This is a genomic window from Streptococcus devriesei DSM 19639 (assembly GCF_000423725.1).
GTDB lineage: Bacteria > Bacillota > Bacilli > Lactobacillales > Streptococcaceae > Streptococcus > Streptococcus devriesei.
The window spans coordinates 50,730-66,692 of the sequence record NZ_AUIN01000012.1 but is presented as its reverse complement, the minus strand read 5'-3'; the positions used below and the strand labels follow the sequence as shown (position 1 = coordinate 66,692).

16 protein-coding genes and 1 other RNA gene are annotated in these 15,963 nt (G+C 41.7%); all 17 read left to right on the top strand.

Features of this window, described 5'->3' with window-relative positions; genetic code table 11:
• Positions 1–2: 2 nt before the first annotated feature.
• A complete protein-coding gene (locus G573_RS0101755) occupies positions 3–317 on the top strand; it encodes a PTS fructose transporter subunit IIB (protein WP_027975115.1) in 315 nt (104 codons plus the stop codon).
• Between the two features lie 18 nt (positions 318–335).
• Positions 336–1,370, top strand: a complete 1,035-nt coding sequence (locus tag G573_RS0101750; RefSeq protein WP_027975114.1) for a PTS fructose transporter subunit IIC — start codon at positions 336–338, stop codon at positions 1,368–1,370.
• A 535-nt stretch (positions 1,371–1,905) separates the two neighbouring features.
• A complete protein-coding gene (locus tag G573_RS0101745) occupies positions 1,906–3,177 on the top strand; it encodes a class II D-tagatose-bisphosphate aldolase non-catalytic subunit (protein ID WP_027975113.1) in 1,272 nt (423 codons plus the stop codon).
• Positions 3,178–3,358: 181 nt separating this feature from the next.
• Positions 3,359–3,856, top strand: a complete 498-nt coding sequence (locus G573_RS11610) for a DUF2798 domain-containing protein (protein WP_027975112.1) — start codon at positions 3,359–3,361, stop codon at positions 3,854–3,856.
• A gap of 137 nt (positions 3,857–3,993) precedes the next feature.
• Positions 3,994–6,630, top strand: a complete 2,637-nt coding sequence (gene polA, locus G573_RS0101735) for a DNA polymerase I (protein WP_027975111.1) — start codon at positions 3,994–3,996, stop codon at positions 6,628–6,630.
• A gap of 32 nt (positions 6,631–6,662) precedes the next feature.
• A complete protein-coding gene (locus tag G573_RS0101730; protein ID WP_027975110.1) occupies positions 6,663–7,097 on the top strand; it encodes a CoA-binding protein in 435 nt (144 codons plus the stop codon).
• A gap of 249 nt (positions 7,098–7,346) precedes the next feature.
• Positions 7,347–8,489, top strand: coding sequence for a tRNA guanosine(34) transglycosylase Tgt (tgt, locus tag G573_RS0101725; protein ID WP_027975109.1), 1,143 nt, complete (start codon positions 7,347–7,349; stop codon positions 8,487–8,489).
• Positions 8,490–8,886: 397 nt separating this feature from the next.
• Positions 8,887–9,897 carry a YdcF family protein gene (locus G573_RS0101720; RefSeq protein ID WP_027975108.1) on the top strand — a complete coding sequence of 337 codons (1,011 nt, stop codon included), beginning with the start codon at positions 8,887–8,889 and terminating at the stop codon, positions 9,895–9,897.
• A 108-nt stretch (positions 9,898–10,005) separates the two neighbouring features.
• Complete coding sequence (locus G573_RS0101715; protein WP_027975107.1) at positions 10,006–10,782, top strand: MBL fold metallo-hydrolase; 777 nt, start codon at positions 10,006–10,008, stop codon at positions 10,780–10,782.
• Complete coding sequence (tadA, locus tag G573_RS0101710; protein ID WP_027975106.1) at positions 10,782–11,252, top strand: tRNA adenosine(34) deaminase TadA; 471 nt, start codon at positions 10,782–10,784, stop codon at positions 11,250–11,252. Before G573_RS0101715 ends, tadA begins: the two co-directional genes overlap by 1 nt.
• 31 nt (positions 11,253–11,283) lie before the next feature.
• Positions 11,284–11,369: signal recognition particle sRNA small type (gene ffs, locus G573_RS11205), an RNA gene on the top strand.
• A 78-nt stretch (positions 11,370–11,447) separates the two neighbouring features.
• The gene (locus G573_RS0101705; protein ID WP_027975105.1) at positions 11,448–12,344 is read left to right on the top strand and encodes a helix-turn-helix domain-containing protein; all 897 of its coding nucleotides are present in this window, start codon (positions 11,448–11,450) and stop codon (positions 12,342–12,344) included.
• Positions 12,345–12,571: 227 nt separating this feature from the next.
• Entirely contained in the window at positions 12,572–13,321 is a 750-nt protein-coding gene (locus G573_RS0101700) for a hypothetical protein (RefSeq protein WP_027975104.1), read from the top strand.
• A gap of 10 nt (positions 13,322–13,331) precedes the next feature.
• On the top strand, positions 13,332–13,910 hold the full coding sequence (locus G573_RS0101695) for a CPBP family intramembrane glutamic endopeptidase (RefSeq protein ID WP_027975103.1): 579 nt from the start codon (positions 13,332–13,334) through the stop codon (positions 13,908–13,910).
• Between the two features lie 9 nt (positions 13,911–13,919).
• Positions 13,920–14,375, top strand: coding sequence for an Msa family membrane protein (locus G573_RS0101690; protein WP_027975102.1), 456 nt, complete (start codon positions 13,920–13,922; stop codon positions 14,373–14,375).
• Positions 14,341–15,207, top strand: coding sequence for an ABC transporter ATP-binding protein (locus G573_RS0101685; RefSeq protein WP_027975101.1), 867 nt, complete (start codon positions 14,341–14,343; stop codon positions 15,205–15,207). The genes G573_RS0101690 and G573_RS0101685 overlap by 35 nt, the downstream gene beginning before the upstream one ends.
• A gap of 2 nt (positions 15,208–15,209) precedes the next feature.
• Positions 15,210–15,959: a hypothetical protein gene (locus G573_RS0101680; protein WP_027975100.1), complete on the top strand. Its 750-nt coding sequence runs from the start codon at positions 15,210–15,212 to the stop codon at positions 15,957–15,959.
• Positions 15,960–15,963: the final 4 nt, after the last annotated feature.

The following is a 15,963-nucleotide window of genomic DNA, read 5'->3' as shown; positions in this document are numbered from 1 at the left end:
AAATGAAAATAGTTGCCGTAACAGCCTGCCCGACAGGCATTGCCCATACTTACATGGCTCAGGAGGCGCTTGAAAAAGAGTGTGAAAAACGCGGTTATGACTACCAGGTTGAAACGCAAGGCGGTATGGGGATTGAAAATGAATTGGAACAAGAAACTGTAGATGAGGCAGATCTTGTGATTTTAGCTATCGCCGTTGAAATTGAAGGACAGGATCGTTTTGATGACAAGCGAGCTCAGGGAAAGGTTCTGACAATTGATCCGGGAGAGGCTATTAAACATCCGTCTAAGGTTTTAGATCAGGCAGAAGCACTATAAAAATAAGAGGGTGAAATAATGAATAAAAAAATATGGAAAGACTTGCAAAAAGCTTTCAACACTGGGGTTTCTTACATGCTGCCTTCGGTTGTGGTCGGCGGTGTTTTTCTGGCAATCGCTTTGTCGACCGGAAAGCCAACGGACAAAGGGATGGAAATCACCAATCAATTCATGAAAAATTTAAATGATCTGGGAGCTGCCGGCTTTGCCATGATGATTCCGCTTTTGTCGGGCTATATCGCTTATTCCATTTCCGGAAAGCCGGCTCTGGCTCCGGCTATGATTCTAGGTTATATTGCCAACAATCCGATCGGTGCTGATCAAGTCAAAACAGGTTTTTTAGGAGCTATGCTCTTGGGTGTGCTGACAGGCTATTTTGTCAAATGGACTAAGACTTGGAAGACACCGCAGCTAGTCAGAACCTTGATGCCCATTTTGATTGTTCCCATCATAACGACCTTTGTTTTGGGGATGGTTTACATCTATATCATTGCTGTTCCGATCGGTCTTGTCATGGATTGGCTGGTGAAAACACTAGGTGAGCTGCAGGGAGGCAGTGCCATTGTTTTGGGCTTGATTATCGGCGCTATGACAGCTGTTGATATGGGCGGGCCCATCAACAAGACAGCAACAGCTTTTACGCTTGCTTTGATGGCAGAAGGCATCTATTCGCCTAACGGTGCTCACCGGATTGCGGTAGCTATTCCGCCTTTAGCTGTTGCCATTTCGACCTTTATTGATGGCAAGAAGTACAGCAAAGAAGACCGTGATTTGGGGCTGTCTGCTTTCTTTATGGGTCTTATTGGTATTACCGAAGGTGCCATACCTTTTGCGGTAAAGGATATGAAACGTGTCCTGCCCGCGATTATTATCGGCAGTGCTGTCGGCGGTGCTCTTGGGATGGTGAATAATGTTGAGGCCCTGGTACCTCACGGCGGTTTAATCATTTTGCCTGTTGTTAACGGAAAGCTCTGGTATATTATCGCCATGCTGATTGGAACCTTGATTTCGGTCGCTATCCTGCATTTTACCAAACCGGATATTGAAGAATGAAAAATTATTAACTGAACACGGGCTAAAATCCTAGTAAAAAAGATAAACGTCCTTGTGTCTTGGGGACACGACGTCTGCTTCCTATTTTTATACGGATTTGAAACGCCCTTAGCGACACGTCGTTTGCTTAGTCGATTTTACTAAGCAAACGAAGTTAGCGGGAGAGGCAGCCAAATCACTATGGTGATTGGCGTTTGTTATCAAGTGAGAAACACTTAGATAACAATCCTCTGCCGTATCTTAGTAATTGAACACGGCTACGACACTGTGCAAAAAGATACACAACTGTTTCAACTTTAGTTGATTACAGGTGTGGATACTTTTAAGTATAAAGACTTCCTAGATGCTAGGCATCTTCGTCAGCTTTCCTATTTTGCTGTGTGTCGCTTACGCCTTTGTATCTTGTTAATTGAACACGGGCTAAAAGCGTCGAGAAAAAGACAGCCTGCCTTATGCGCAAAGCGCATGGCGCGAGGCTCCTATTTTCTTCTCGCTTTCTTAACGCCCTTTGTATCTTAAATAAAGGAGGAACATCATGACAAAACTTTCAATTAAAGAGACCGTTCAAGGACTCTTGGAACTGCAGAAAACCGGCGAAAGTGCCACTCTTTTAGGAATCGGCCCCATGTCTAAAAACTGTGTGCAGGCAGCCTTGGAACTCTCGCAAGAAGATGACTATCCGGTCATGTTTATTGCCAGCCGCAATCAGGTTGATTTGGATGAGCTTGGCGGAGGCTATGTTAACGGCTGGAATCAATTCACCTTTGCTCAGGCGGTCAAAGAAGTTGCAGAAGATATTCATTATGACAATCTTTACTATCTCTGCCGCGATCACGGCGGCCCCTGGCAGCGTGATAAGGAGCGCAACAGCCACTTGCCAACAGATGAGGCCATGAAACTGGGAGAGCAGTCTTATGTGGGAGACATTGAAGCAGGCTTTGACCTGCTTATGATTGATCCGACTAAGGATCCTTTTGAAATCGGCAAGGTCATTCCGCTTGATACCGTTTTAGAACGCACAGTTGCCCTGATTGAATTCTGTGAGAATGAACGCAAAAAACGCAATCTGCCGGAAATCGGTTATGAAGTCGGCACGGAAGAAACAAATGGCGGTTTAACCTCAACTGAAACCTATGAAACCTTTATCAAACAGCTACAGGCAGAGTTAGGCAAGCGAGGTCTGCCCATGCCAACTTTTATCGTCGGCCAGACAGGAACCCTGACGCGAAAGACAGAGCAAGTCGGACATTTTAATTTTAAAAATGCCTATGATCTGGCTCAAATGGCGAAAAGATACGGTGTCGGTCTCAAAGAGCACAACGGTGACTACCTCGATGATGTTACGCTCTTAGAACACCTGCCTTCAACCATTACAGCAACCAATGTAGCACCGCAGTACGGTACGGAAGAAACAAGAGCCTATCTCAATTTGGCTCAAGTTGAAGCCAAATTAGTTGAATACGGCTTGGTTAAAGAAGCTTCCAAAATTCGCGAAACCCTGCTGGTAAAAGCGATTGAAAGCCAACGCTGGAGAAAGTGGATGGTGGGAGATCAGGTCAATCTGACAGTTGAAGAAATCAAAGCAGATGAGGCCCTGTCGGAAGAAATTTTGGACATTGCCGGTCACTATACTTTCAATGATCCTGCTGTAAAAGCGGAAATTGAAAAGCTTTATGCCAACTTAGCAGCTCACCATATTGACGGCAAGCGCTATGTCATTGATCATATCAAGCGGCCTATCAGAGACTATGCAGAGTGCTATAACTTGAAAGGTGTTACCAGCCGTATTAAAAATCTCAAAATCTAAAGACATACAGCCTGCTTGATTTCACAGATAATATAACGATCAGCCTATCAGAAACTCTTGATAACGTTTTTGATAGGTTTTTTGGTTTGAAATACTATTTCAGAAAATTTTCAAAAAAGAACTTACGTGGCCGTGTAAATTATGATATGCTAGTTTTCAGAACAAAAAAAGGAGGCGAGTAATGCCAAGAAATTTTAAAGAAGCCATGCTTTTTACAACGATGATGTGCGGGTTAATGGTGCTGGGAATGAGTGCCTATAATTTAACAGTGGTCGGCCATTTCAGCTGGAAAGCCCTAGCTTTGGGCTATATCCCCGGATTTGTCCTTGCTTTTCTAGCTGATACTTTACTAGTGGGTCCGCTGGCCAAAAAGATTGCCTTTCGTTTTTTGAAAGATCATCATAAACGCTGGCAAAAAATCGTAACAATCTCAGGCTTGATGATTCTTGGAATGGTTTCTATCATGTCTTTATATGGTTTGCTGATTAATCGGGTTGCCTTGACGCTGCCGGTTTATCTGGGAGCCTGGCTGACAAACTTTGTGATGGCAGTTCCCTTAAATTTTCTGCTTGTGGGACCTGTTTCACGCTTTATCTTAGGCCATCTGCAAAAGCCCTTCCCTAATGAAGACAAAGTGGAAGATTTTGACGATGACGATGAAATACCAACCATTATTTAAGTAAACATAGCTATAAAAATGAGACAGGATGCAGCGAAATGTTCCTGTTTTTTCTTTTGGCTTTTCTTAGGGCTTAACAGCTTCATGCTAATGAGTTTTAAACTTTTAAACAGTGAGAATTATGTTACAATAGAGCTATGACAAACAAGAAAAAATTACTGTTAATTGACGGCTCTTCTGTCGCCTACCGTGCTTTTTTTGCACTCTACAATCAAATTGACCGTTTTAAAAATCCTGCCGGTCTTCACACCAATGCTATTTATGGTTTTCACCTGATGCTGGATCATATGATCAAGCGGGTAGAACCTACGCACATTTTGGTCGCCTTTGATGCGGGCAAGACTACGTTTAGGACTGAGATGTTTACGGATTATAAGGCCGGACGTGATAAAACACCGGCAGAATTTCGCGAACAGCTCCCCTATATTCGTGAAATGCTGACAGCGCTCGGTGTGCCTTTTTATGATCTGGAAAATTATGAAGCCGATGACATTATTGGAACGCTGGATAAACTGGCAGAAAATGAAGATGAGTATGACGTAACGATTGTCAGCGGAGACAGAGACCTGATTCAGCTGACTGACAGCAATACGACCGTTGAGATTTCTAAGCGGGGTGTTGCAGAGTTTGAGGAGTATACGCCGGCTTATCTCAAGAAAAAAATGGGACTGACACCCAAGCAGTTTATCGATCTGAAAGCACTCATGGGAGACAAGTCGGATAATATTCCGGGGGTCACCAAGATTGGCGAAAAAACAGGGCTGAAATTGCTGCATGAACACGGCAGTTTGGAGGCCATCTATGAAAACTTGGATAGCTTTAAGGCCTCTAAGATGAAAGAAAATCTGGTCAATGATAAAGAGCAGGCTTTTTTGTCGAAAACCTTAGCGACGATTGATGTTCAGGCGCCAATCACCATTGGTTTGGAAGATATTGTCTACGCCGGCCCCCAATTTGACAGTCTGGCTAAATTTTATGATGAGATGGACTTCAGGCAGTTTCGTTCGCAGCTGGGCTCATCGCCTAAGGCTGAAAATTTTGAGGCTGATTATACTGAGGTCAGCCAGCTCAAAGCAGACATGTTTGCAGACGATCAGTTCTTTTATTTTGAAATTTTAACCGACAACTATCACACAGAAGATATCATCGGTTTTGCCTGGGGCAACAAGCAGGCTATTTATGCCAGCAGTGACATCAGCCTGCTCAATGATGAACTCTTTAAAAAAGTTCTGTCAAAACCCATCAAGACCTATGATTTTAAGCGCAGCAAAGTTTTGCTCCATCATCTGGGAATTGATCTGCCGACAGCCAGCTTTGACAGCCGCTTGGCCAAGTATCTGCTGTCGACTGTTGAAAACAACAATACGTCTACCATTGCCAGACTCTATACGGATTTGCCGCTTGCGACCGATGAAGAAATTTACGGAAAAGGTGCCAAACGGGCGGTTCCTGACAAGGATACGCTGCTCAGCCATTTAGCCAAAAAGGTCAGTGTCCTGATTGCCAGTGAAGAGCCCATGCGCAGCAAACTCTCTGACAATGACCAGTTAAGCCTGCTCTTTGAAATGGAGCTGCCGCTGGCCAATGTCCTTGCTAAAATGGAAATCGCCGGCATCTCCATCAAGGAAGAAACGCTCAAAGACATGGAGCGGGCCAATGAGATTGAACTGGAAACCCTAACGCAGGAAATCTATGCTTTGGCAGGAGAAGAGTTCAATATTAATTCGCCTAAACAGCTGGGGGTTATTCTCTTTGAAAAATTAGGCCTGCCCTTATCGGCGACCAAAAAGACAAAGACCGGCTATTCGACAGCTGTTGATGTTTTAGAACGCTTGGCTCATCGCTCACCCATCGTAGCTAAAATTTTGGAATACCGTCAGATTGCCAAACTTCAGTCGACCTATATTATCGGGCTGCAAGAAGCGATTTCTTTTGATGGTAAGATTCACACCCGCTATTTGCAGGATTTGACACAGACCGGACGCCTGTCCAGTGTTGACCCCAATCTGCAAAATATACCTGTTCGCCTAGAGCAGGGCCGCTTGATTCGCAAGGCCTTTGTTCCGGAATGGCCGGACAGTGTCTTGCTCAGTTCGGACTATTCACAGATTGAACTGCGGGTGCTGGCTCACATTTCAGGAGATGAGCACTTGATTGCGGCCTTTAAAGAAGGAGCTGATATTCATACTTCCACAGCTATGCGTGTCTTTGGTATTGACAAGCCGGAAAATGTGACACCGAACGACCGCCGCAATGCAAAGGCTGTTAATTTCGGTGTGGTTTACGGCATTTCAGACTTTGGTCTGGCTAATAATTTGGGCATCAGCCGCAAGGCCGCCAAAAATTATATTGACACTTACTTTGAACGCTATCCGGGTATTAAAAACTACATGGATAGAGTTGTCAGAGAAGCGCGTGACAAAGGCTATGTAGAGACGCTCTTTCACAGACGGCGTGAGCTGCCGGATATCAACTCGCGCAATTTCAATATTCGCTCCTTTGCCGAGCGTACAGCCATCAATTCCCCTATTCAGGGAAGTGCAGCTGACATTCTCAAAGTAGCTATGATTAATCTGGACAAGGCGCTGACGCAGGGAAATTACCAAGCGCGCATGCTGCTGCAGGTGCATGATGAAATTGTCCTTGAGGTTCCCAACAAAGAACTAGAGCCTGTCAAACGGCTGGTCAAAGAAACCATGGAATCTGCTATTGAATTATCCGTACCGCTTGTTGCCGATGAAAATGCCGGTCAGACTTGGTATGAAGCTAAATAATGTACTGTCAAAATAAATGAAGGAGGTTATCCATGACCTATCAATTTCAAAATCCCAGTCAGGAAGTCATTTTTGATTATTTAAAAGTGGCTAAGACTATTGCAGTTGTTGGCCTGTCTGCCCGAGAAGAAACAGCTGCCTATGAGGTTTCTCAGGTGATACAAAGGGCCGGCTATAAGATTATTCCTGTCAATCCGAGAGCTGCGGGCAGCACGATTTTAGGTGAAAAAGTCTATGCCCGCTTGCAGGATATTACTGAGCCGGTTGATATTGTTGACGTTTTTCGCCGCAGCGAATTTTTAGCAGACGTGGCCCGTGATTTTATCGAAACAGATGCCCGTGTTTTTTGGGCTCAGCTGGGTCTGGAAAGTGAAGAGGCCGAAAAAGTCCTGCGTGAGGCAGGACGCAACGATATTGTCATGAATCGCTGCATTAAGATTGAATATCAAAAAATGGCTAATCAATAAGTAAGAAATAATGTGAGCATGGGCAGATAACTGCCTTTTCCAAAGACTGCAAGATTTAATTGTGAAAGTTTTTAATGAATAGCACAAAGTCAGAAGGCCGGGGCAGAAGTGTTCCGGTCATTTCTCATACGTCATTTACAGCTAAAAGCCTCCTGTAAAAAATGAGTGGATTTCATCTTGTGACAAGCTCAGCTATTTTTGATAAAATTTATAAGGTTATGTCCAAATAATTGGAAACAAGGAGTAAAAATGACAGATTTGCCCATTCAATATCGCTTAATAAAAAAAGAAAAACACACGGGAGCCCGTCTGGGAGAGCTCATCACGCCTCACGGAACTTTTCCGACCCCTATGTTTATGCCGGTGGGAACCCAGGCAACCGTTAAAACACAGTCTCCCGAAGAGTTAAAAGAGATGGGTTCAGGAGTTATTCTGGCTAATACGTATCATCTGTGGCTGCGCCCCGGAGATGAGCTGATTGCGCGGGCAGGCGGACTGCATCAGTTTATGAACTGGGATCAGCCTATTTTGACAGACAGCGGCGGTTTTCAAGTTTATTCGCTGGCTGACAGCCGCAATATCACTGAAGAAGGTGTAACCTTTAAAAACCATCTCAACGGTGCTAAAATGTTTCTGTCACCGGAAAAGGCTATCTCTATCCAAAACAATCTGGGTTCAGACATCATGATGTCTTTTGATGAATGTCCTCAATTCTACCAGCCCTATGATTATGTTAAAAATTCGATTGAGCGGACCAGCCGTTGGGCAGAACGCGGTCTCAAGGCTCATCAGCAGCCGCAGGAACAAGGCCTCTTTGGGATTGTTCAGGGAGCCGGTTTTGAAGATCTCAGACGTCAATCCGCAGCTGATTTAGTCGCTATGGATTTTCCGGGCTATTCTATTGGCGGTTTAGCAGTTGGTGAATCACATGAAGAAATGAATGCTGTGCTTGATTTCACAACACCTCTCCTGCCGGAAAACAAGCCGCGTTACCTGATGGGCGTAGGAGCGCCTGACAGCCTGATTGACGGCGTTATCCGCGGTGTTGACATGTTTGACTGTGTCCTGCCCACCCGGATTGCCAGAAATGGAACCTGCATGACCAGTGAAGGGCGTCTGGTTGTCAAAAATGCCCAGTATGCAGAAGACTTTACGCCGCTTGATCATGACTGTGACTGTTATACCTGCAAAAATTACACGCGCGCCTATCTGCGCCATTTGCTTAAAGCTGATGAGACTTTCGGTCTGCGCTTGACCAGCTATCATAATCTCTATTTCCTGCTTAATCTCATGCGAAAGGTCCGTCAGGCCATTATGGATGACAACTTGCTTGAATTTCGTGAAGATTTTGTCGAACGCTACGGCTACAATAAGTCCAAACGCAATTTCTAAACGGGCCGAAAATGTATCATTACAGACAGAAATTGCTTTGACTGGAGCAAAATCCACTTGTGGGTACAGCTCCAGTCTTTTTAGGTGTCAAAAATTAAGAGATTGGGCAGTCGCTTTTGAACATAGTTTTGGATTTCTTATTGGTCGCCCAGTGCTTACCGGCCGGCTTACAAAAGTGTAAGTTTGGTTTATGATTTTTCCAGTAAAATAAAGGTAGAAAATGGCTGCCGCTGATTTGGCAGCAGATTTGTAGCGAAGGAGGATCAACTGATGACAAAAGCCGATCGCTTAAGATACTTTATTATGATTTTTATGCTCTGTGATTTAATCCTGCTTACCTTAATCATTTGCTGGTACTGCATGTGATTGTCACTTAGAAGATTTATAAGGAGAAGCAATGTTAGAAGTCATTACGCTGATACTCTTTATGGTGCTGGCTCTTTCTATATATCACGATGCCCGCAGTCTGATCAATCCAGTTCTGTTAATCATCTTTTTGTTTTTTGCCTATATCACGGCTGTTAGTTTTTTCTACCGGCAGGGCTACACAACGGCTTACTTGATTTTCGTACTGGGATTTCTGCTGGTTCCTGCTTTTCTCTTTTTTAGCGGCCTGTTTCTCATTTATAATGGTTTTATCCTTTTGAAAAGGGAGGGGCGCTCAAAGACTAATTTCTTATCCCTTTTTCTGGGAATCGCTATCCTAGGCTTCTTTCTTTTCGTTTATTTGGGCTCATCTTTTTTGAAAAATCTTTCACAAAACAGTTTGCTCTATTTTCTCTACTTTCTTTTGATATTTACGTTTTTACTGTTTGGAATGTCCTTTGTTGCTTTTATGCTCTATTCCATTTTGTATCTGATTATTCCTAAAAATAAGCACTATGACTTCATTATCATTCACGGGGCAGGACTTAGAAACGGAAAAGAGGTAACGCCTTTACTGCAAAAGCGAATTGATAAGGCGCTTGAGGTCTTTCGAAAATCCAGCAATCCCAAAGCTAAGCTGATTGCAAGCGGCGGTCAGGGACCTGACGAAAAGATTTCAGAAGCCAGAGCCATTGCTGCTTACATCAGACAGCAAGGGGATATTCCCAGCAATAAAGTTCTTTTGGAAGAGAAGTCACGCTCAACCTATCAAAATCTGTTGTTTTCAAAAGAGCTGGCTGAAAAAGAAATGAGTCATCCGCGGTTTCTCTTTGTCACCAATGCCTACCATGTTTTTCGGACCAGTGTCTATGCGCACGGGCTTCACATGTCCGGGGACGGTTTAGGCTGCTCAACAGCTGCCTACTATATTCCCAGTGCCTTTATCCGGGAATTTGCAGCGATTGTTGTCCGTCTCAAGTGGGTTTTTATTGCTATTTATGCAGTCTTTATAGGACTTTTAATAATTAGCTGTTTGAGATAAAACACTTAGAGGGTCTGTTTCAGAGAAGTTCTTTGAAGCAGGCCCTTGTTTAGTTGTTGCAGGAAATTTGCTATAATAAAGCTAACAGGAAATAAAGAAGGTGTTTTTATGAAGTTAACAACCATTGGCTGCTGGGGAGCCTATCCTTATCAAGATGCGGGAACAACCTCCTATCTTTTAACGGGACGCGATGGCTTTCAGCTCTTGATAGACTGCGGCAGCCGTGCTGTCAATGAACTGGAAAAGGAAATCTCGCCCCTTGATTTGGATGCTGTCATTATCAGTCACTACCACCCGGATCATGTCGCTGATTTAGGGGTTCTGCGTCACTATTTCCAGCTTTATCCTAAGCATCTGTGGGAACCAAAAATTCTGCCGATTTATGGTCATGATGAAGACAGCCAAGAGTTTGCTAAGCTGACACTTGACGGTGTTTCTAACGGGATTGCTTATGATGTTAAGGGCACTGAGAAAATTGGCCCCTTTGACATTACTTTCATTAAAACTGTGCACCCTGTCGTTTGCTATGCCATGCGCATTGTCGAGCGTGAGAGCGGCCAGGTTCTTGTTTTTACAGGGGACAGCGGTTATTTTGACGGACTGGCTGATTTTGCTAAGGATGCTGATGTGTTCCTTGCGGATGTCTACCTTTATGAAGGCAATGAAAACCACCCTGCCCACCTGACGTCCAAAGAAGCAGGACAGATTGCCGCCCAAGCAGGGGTCAAAAAATTAGTGCTGACACACATGCCGCCGCTGCCGCCCGCAGGGATTGCCCCAGACAATCATTTGGAAGTCCTCAGAAGCCAGACTGAGACTTACTCAAAGGGTATTCCTGTAGAATTGGCAGAGCCTCATAAATCATGGGAAATCGGTGAATGCTGATGACCGACTTCACTCAGGAAGAAAAAGAATTTTTCATGGCAGAAGCCCTGAAAGAAGCTCAAAAATCATTGGCCAAAGAAGAGATTCCTATCGGCTGTGTCATTGTTAAGGACGGGCATATCATCGGTCGCGGGCACAATGCCCGTGAGGAGCTGAGTCAGGCCATTATGCACGCCGAAATCATGGCCATCACAGAGGCCAATAAGCATGAAAACAGCTGGCGTCTGCTGGATACGACCCTTTTTGTGACAATTGAACCTTGCGTCATGTGCAGCGGTGCGATTGGCCTTGCCCGTATTCCGCAGGTCATCTACGGAGCTGCCAATCAAAAATTTGGCGGTGCCGGCAGTCTCTATGATATTCTGACAGATGAGCGGCTCAACCATCGGGTACAAGTGGAAACAGGAATCCTCGAAGAAGAATGTGCCAGAATTATGCAGGAGTTTTTTAGGCAGAGGCGAAAGTCTTAAGTTGGCAGTTTGCTCAATCTATGTTATAATACTCTTGGAGCAACATCTGCGCGTGAAGCGGGTCAGGGGAGGAATCCAGCAGCCCTAAGCGATGTCAGGTGTGTGCTCTATTTTTTAATGTAAGAAGAGACCATAACTAGCCAGAGTCATTTTATAAATTCAGGATAGCAAGCGATATAAATTTAGTGGAAAAGTATGAGTATAAAAGAAACAATTGGGAAAAAGATTCGAGAAGAGCGTGAGAAAAAGGGATTATCGCGTGAACAACTGTGTAACAGTGAAGAGGAGCTGACAGTTCGTCAGCTGGTACGTATTGAACTGGGACAGTCGTTACCTTCTATTGTAAAATTGGAATATATTGCAAAAGTGTTGGAAACTGATTTAGGAACCTTACTTGCGGGTGAAAATATTACGATACCGGATGAGTATTTTACCATGAAGTATCAGCTTTTCAAATTTCCCACTTATGGGGATCCTGAGCGTCTGGAACAGAAAACGCAAATGATTGAAAGCATCTATGAAAAGTATTTTGAAATTTTGCCAGAAGATGAGCTTTTTACTTTGGAACTGTTAGATAATGCTCTAGATTATATTTCGACAGGTAAAACAGCAGCGGCTGAAGTTATTTTTGAAGATTTTTTTAAGCAGTTGTTATTAAAAGAAAGGCATACATTCAATGATTTATTATTGATATCGTGTTATGCTGTTCAATACCAAGATAAAAATTATAATAAAAAAACGTTAAAAACATTGGAAAAAGCTATTTTGAAGCAGGAAGTCTCAGGTGATGAATATTATAATATTGAACTTTTAGGAGCATTGACAGCCGTAGCAGGCGTTTATCTGGATCATGCTGAGTATTCTAAATTGAAAAACTTAGCAGACAGAATGCATGAAGTGATTGCGGAGACACAGCAGTACAGTGCTAAGCCTATAGTATTAATTTATGAGGCTAAATACTATCTCTATAGTGAACAAAATAAGGAGAAAGCAAAAGAATGCTATGATTTAGCTGCTTTGCTGGCTCAGAATTTTGGTGATGATATTTTAGAGACAAAACTTAAAGCTGAAAGAAAAAAAGATCAGGTATAGAAAAATAAGGCCATGACATTTATGTCATGGTCTTATTATTTAGCTTTTTTTATAATAAGAGCATAAAGTTTGAAGCAACAGGTTAAGTTTAACTTAATTGGTGCTTTGGCTACAAAGGTAAAAAATATCATTGGTAAAATAAATTAATTGAGAAGAGATAAGCGGCAAAGTTCGCTTATCTATAACTCAATTAAATTTTGGGAAAATACAATTAAAAAGAGGAAAAAATGAAACAAGTCTTTACACCGATTTACAAATCAATACTAAAGCGCAGGGAGATAGCAGCTTTCTTGTTTTGTTCTCTCTATCCGCTGCTGGCTTCGGCAGTCAGTCTGTTTCAGACAGGATTAAAAAGTATGGCTCATGGGAGAAGACTGAGCTTTTTGGAGTATTGGTCTATTAATGTTCAAACACAGTGGCAGTTAGCCATACCAATTTTATTGTTAGCCTATGCTGTTACGACTGTTTTTTATACTGAAATCCATTCTGGTATTTTATTTTTATATAAAGATCTAGAAAAAAAGGTGATTTTTAAAGCAAAAATCCTGAGTCTCATCAAAATCTTAGGCATTTTTACGGTACTGACTTTTTTGGCATCGCTTTTGTCTTATTACACTCTGATGCTTTATCAAAGTTACATATCAGGGCATCTTTTTCCTGAAAATTGGTCTATTGTTCAGATGAGTTTACTGACTATTTTGTCGCGAATGATTATCTATGTGATTGTTATCTTGCTGGTATCAGCTTTATCCAGTCACTATAATAATTCCATCTCGGTTTTAGCAGGTTTGTTTTTTATGTTATTAGCAAATGTAGCACCGCAGCTACCGCTGGGAAGGTATCTCTTTCCAACAGGGTATGCTGGAACAGGAATGCCTTTTCTTCTTTCGCTCATTTTGATGTGTCTGATCAGCTCGATTTATATAATATCAACTTATAGTTTAGGACTTAAAAAATTTGAACAAATTGAATTTTAGGATGACGAATATGCTAGCAAAAAATAGAATTGAACATCTTATTTTAATCTTGGCACTCATCTTGTTAGCTGGTTTAATTTATAATTTAGGCAATATAGTCATGATTTTGATCCCTGAATTGCAGCAAGAGCTGGGAATGACAGTGGTCAAATTTCTATCAATGACTTTAGGGTTTATTGTTATTCCAACATGGATTGCTAAAAAGATCGATTTAGATGTCAAGAATATACCTGTTAAATTAAATAAAAAATCAGCAATTGTACTGCTGCTCTTAGTTTTTCTATTTAATTTCTTAATTTTGAGATCACATGAACTATATACGGCATTGATTGTAGCAACATGTGAAGAGTATCTTTTCCGCTATTTACTTTATGGTATTTTAGTAAGAACATTTAATAAAAATCAAGCGATTATTATTACTGCAGTTTTATTCGGGGTGCTGCTGCATCTTAATGGGAATTTATTAGTAAATATTTTTACTAAAATACCTGCAGGAATTATTCTGTCACAGCTTGCTGTTAGGTTTGGTTTACAGTATTCCATTTCTTTCCATTGGCTTTACAACATGGCTGTTGGCAGATTATTTTAAGGAGGACATATGATTATTATTACGATTTTAGGTATTATTTTTTATACTTTATTAGCATTCTTAACAGCATCTTTTTTAGGAAATATTTCAACCTTGTTATTTATCGGACTCTTTTATTTATTACCGCTGGTTGTAAATGCTATTTCTGTCAATTTGGCTTCTTTTAAGAAGAAAAAGCGGCTGCTCCCGCTTACCTTAATTTTTCCAACCTTATCTCTATTATCCTATACGCTATTTTCAAAATTGGTTTTATCAGGGTCAGCTTGGGAAAATTTTGTGGAGCGTAACAGTGTTCAAGCACATGATTTTTCTGTAGAAATCAGCGGCAATTTATTGGATATGTCGCAAATTATATTTGTGACTCTGCTGTACTTCAGTCTTTCAGGGCTCAATTATCTCATTCAAAATAAAAAGAAAGGAAAAAACAAGAATGCTCAAGATCGAAAATTTATCCAAACAATTTAAGGGAAACGATTTTTATTCACTTCAAGATGTGAGTTTAATGGTCAATCGAGGAGATATCGTTGGTTTAATCGGAAAGAACGGTGCTGGGAAATCTACCCTTCTCAAATTAATTGCTAAATCGATCAAACCCAGCAGCGGACGGATAATGTATTTGGGAAAGGATATTAGTCAACGGCCAAACGCTCTGGAAGATTTTGGTGTAATGATCGATCCTGTTTTTTATCCAGAAATGACTGTAGCTGACAATTTAAAATTCTATTTGGATCTTCATGGGAAAAAAGAATACTATGAAAATATCGAAACTATTTTAAAGTTAGTTGATCTATGGAAAGTACGCCATCGCAAGCCCAAAGGATTTTCTTTTGGAATGAAACAGCGCACTGCCTTGGCCATTGCCTTGGTCGCAGAACCGGAGTTTCTTTTGCTGGATGAGCCGTTTGTCGGTTTAGATCCAATCGGTGTGCGGCAGCTGATTGATATTCTGAAAAAATGGTCAGAAGAACGGAATATTTCAATGATTATTTCCAGCCATCAATTGGGAGAGTTGGAAGCCTTGTGCAACCGTTATATTTTTATTGAGAATGGCCGCCTCGCTGAAGAATTTGAAAAGCAGCAGGCTCCAAGTGTAATTGTCAATGTAACAGCGGCAGCTAAAAATCTTGATCTACCGTCTTCTATAGAGGTCAGAGACGATCTCACAGTAGAAATTCCAACAGATTTGGATGCTAAAACACTGAATCAGATATGGTTCCTTTTATCCAGCAAGGAGGCTATTGAAGGAATAGCTGTCAAAGAAAACCATCTGAGCGATTTTTTCGGAAGTGAGGAATAATCATGTCTGTTTTCTATCCTATTTTACGTTCAGTCCTTAAGCGCAAAGAAGTGAAGGTGTTTTTGGCACTTAGTCTGACCCCACTTCTTTATTTCCTTTCAACATTTTTAAAAACGAAATTGTTTTCTTTTTCCGGGCCTGCCGGCAGTAAAATTGCCTTTTTTGATTTCTTTTACGGTCAGTTTAATCTGCAGTTTAATTCTATTATTTCATCATTGGCGCTGGCTTTTCTGGCAATCAGTGTGTTTCGGACAGAGATCTCTGCGCATATTCTTTTTTTATACAAGGATATTGACAAAGGAAAAATATTTCTATCAAAAATTTTCAGTCTGATGACTGTCGTATTACTGTATTGCGGAATTTACTTCTTAGCAGCTCTGTTTACCTATTATACACGCGTAGCCCATCTTTCTTATGGCAGTCTTCAGTTTTGGAGTGATGATTTCACTTATTCCATTATTTCAAGTCTTGGTGTTGTTTTGGCTTATGTCCTTGTAGTCATGCTGTCCAGTCTGGCCTCTTTATATCTGAGCAACGGAATAGTCATTACCCTGATTTTGATTTTCAATATCTTTATGAGTTTGTCTGGTATTATTGCTGGGCTTCATTGGCTGTTTCCTGTAGGTTATGCCGATTTTGCAGAAGCAAATGGTCTGGAGATAGGCTTGCTGGCAATTACAGGGCTGACTTTTTTATACAGCGCACTTATCTATTTTTGCAGCCTGCATAAATTTAAAAACTTAGAATTTTAGGGGA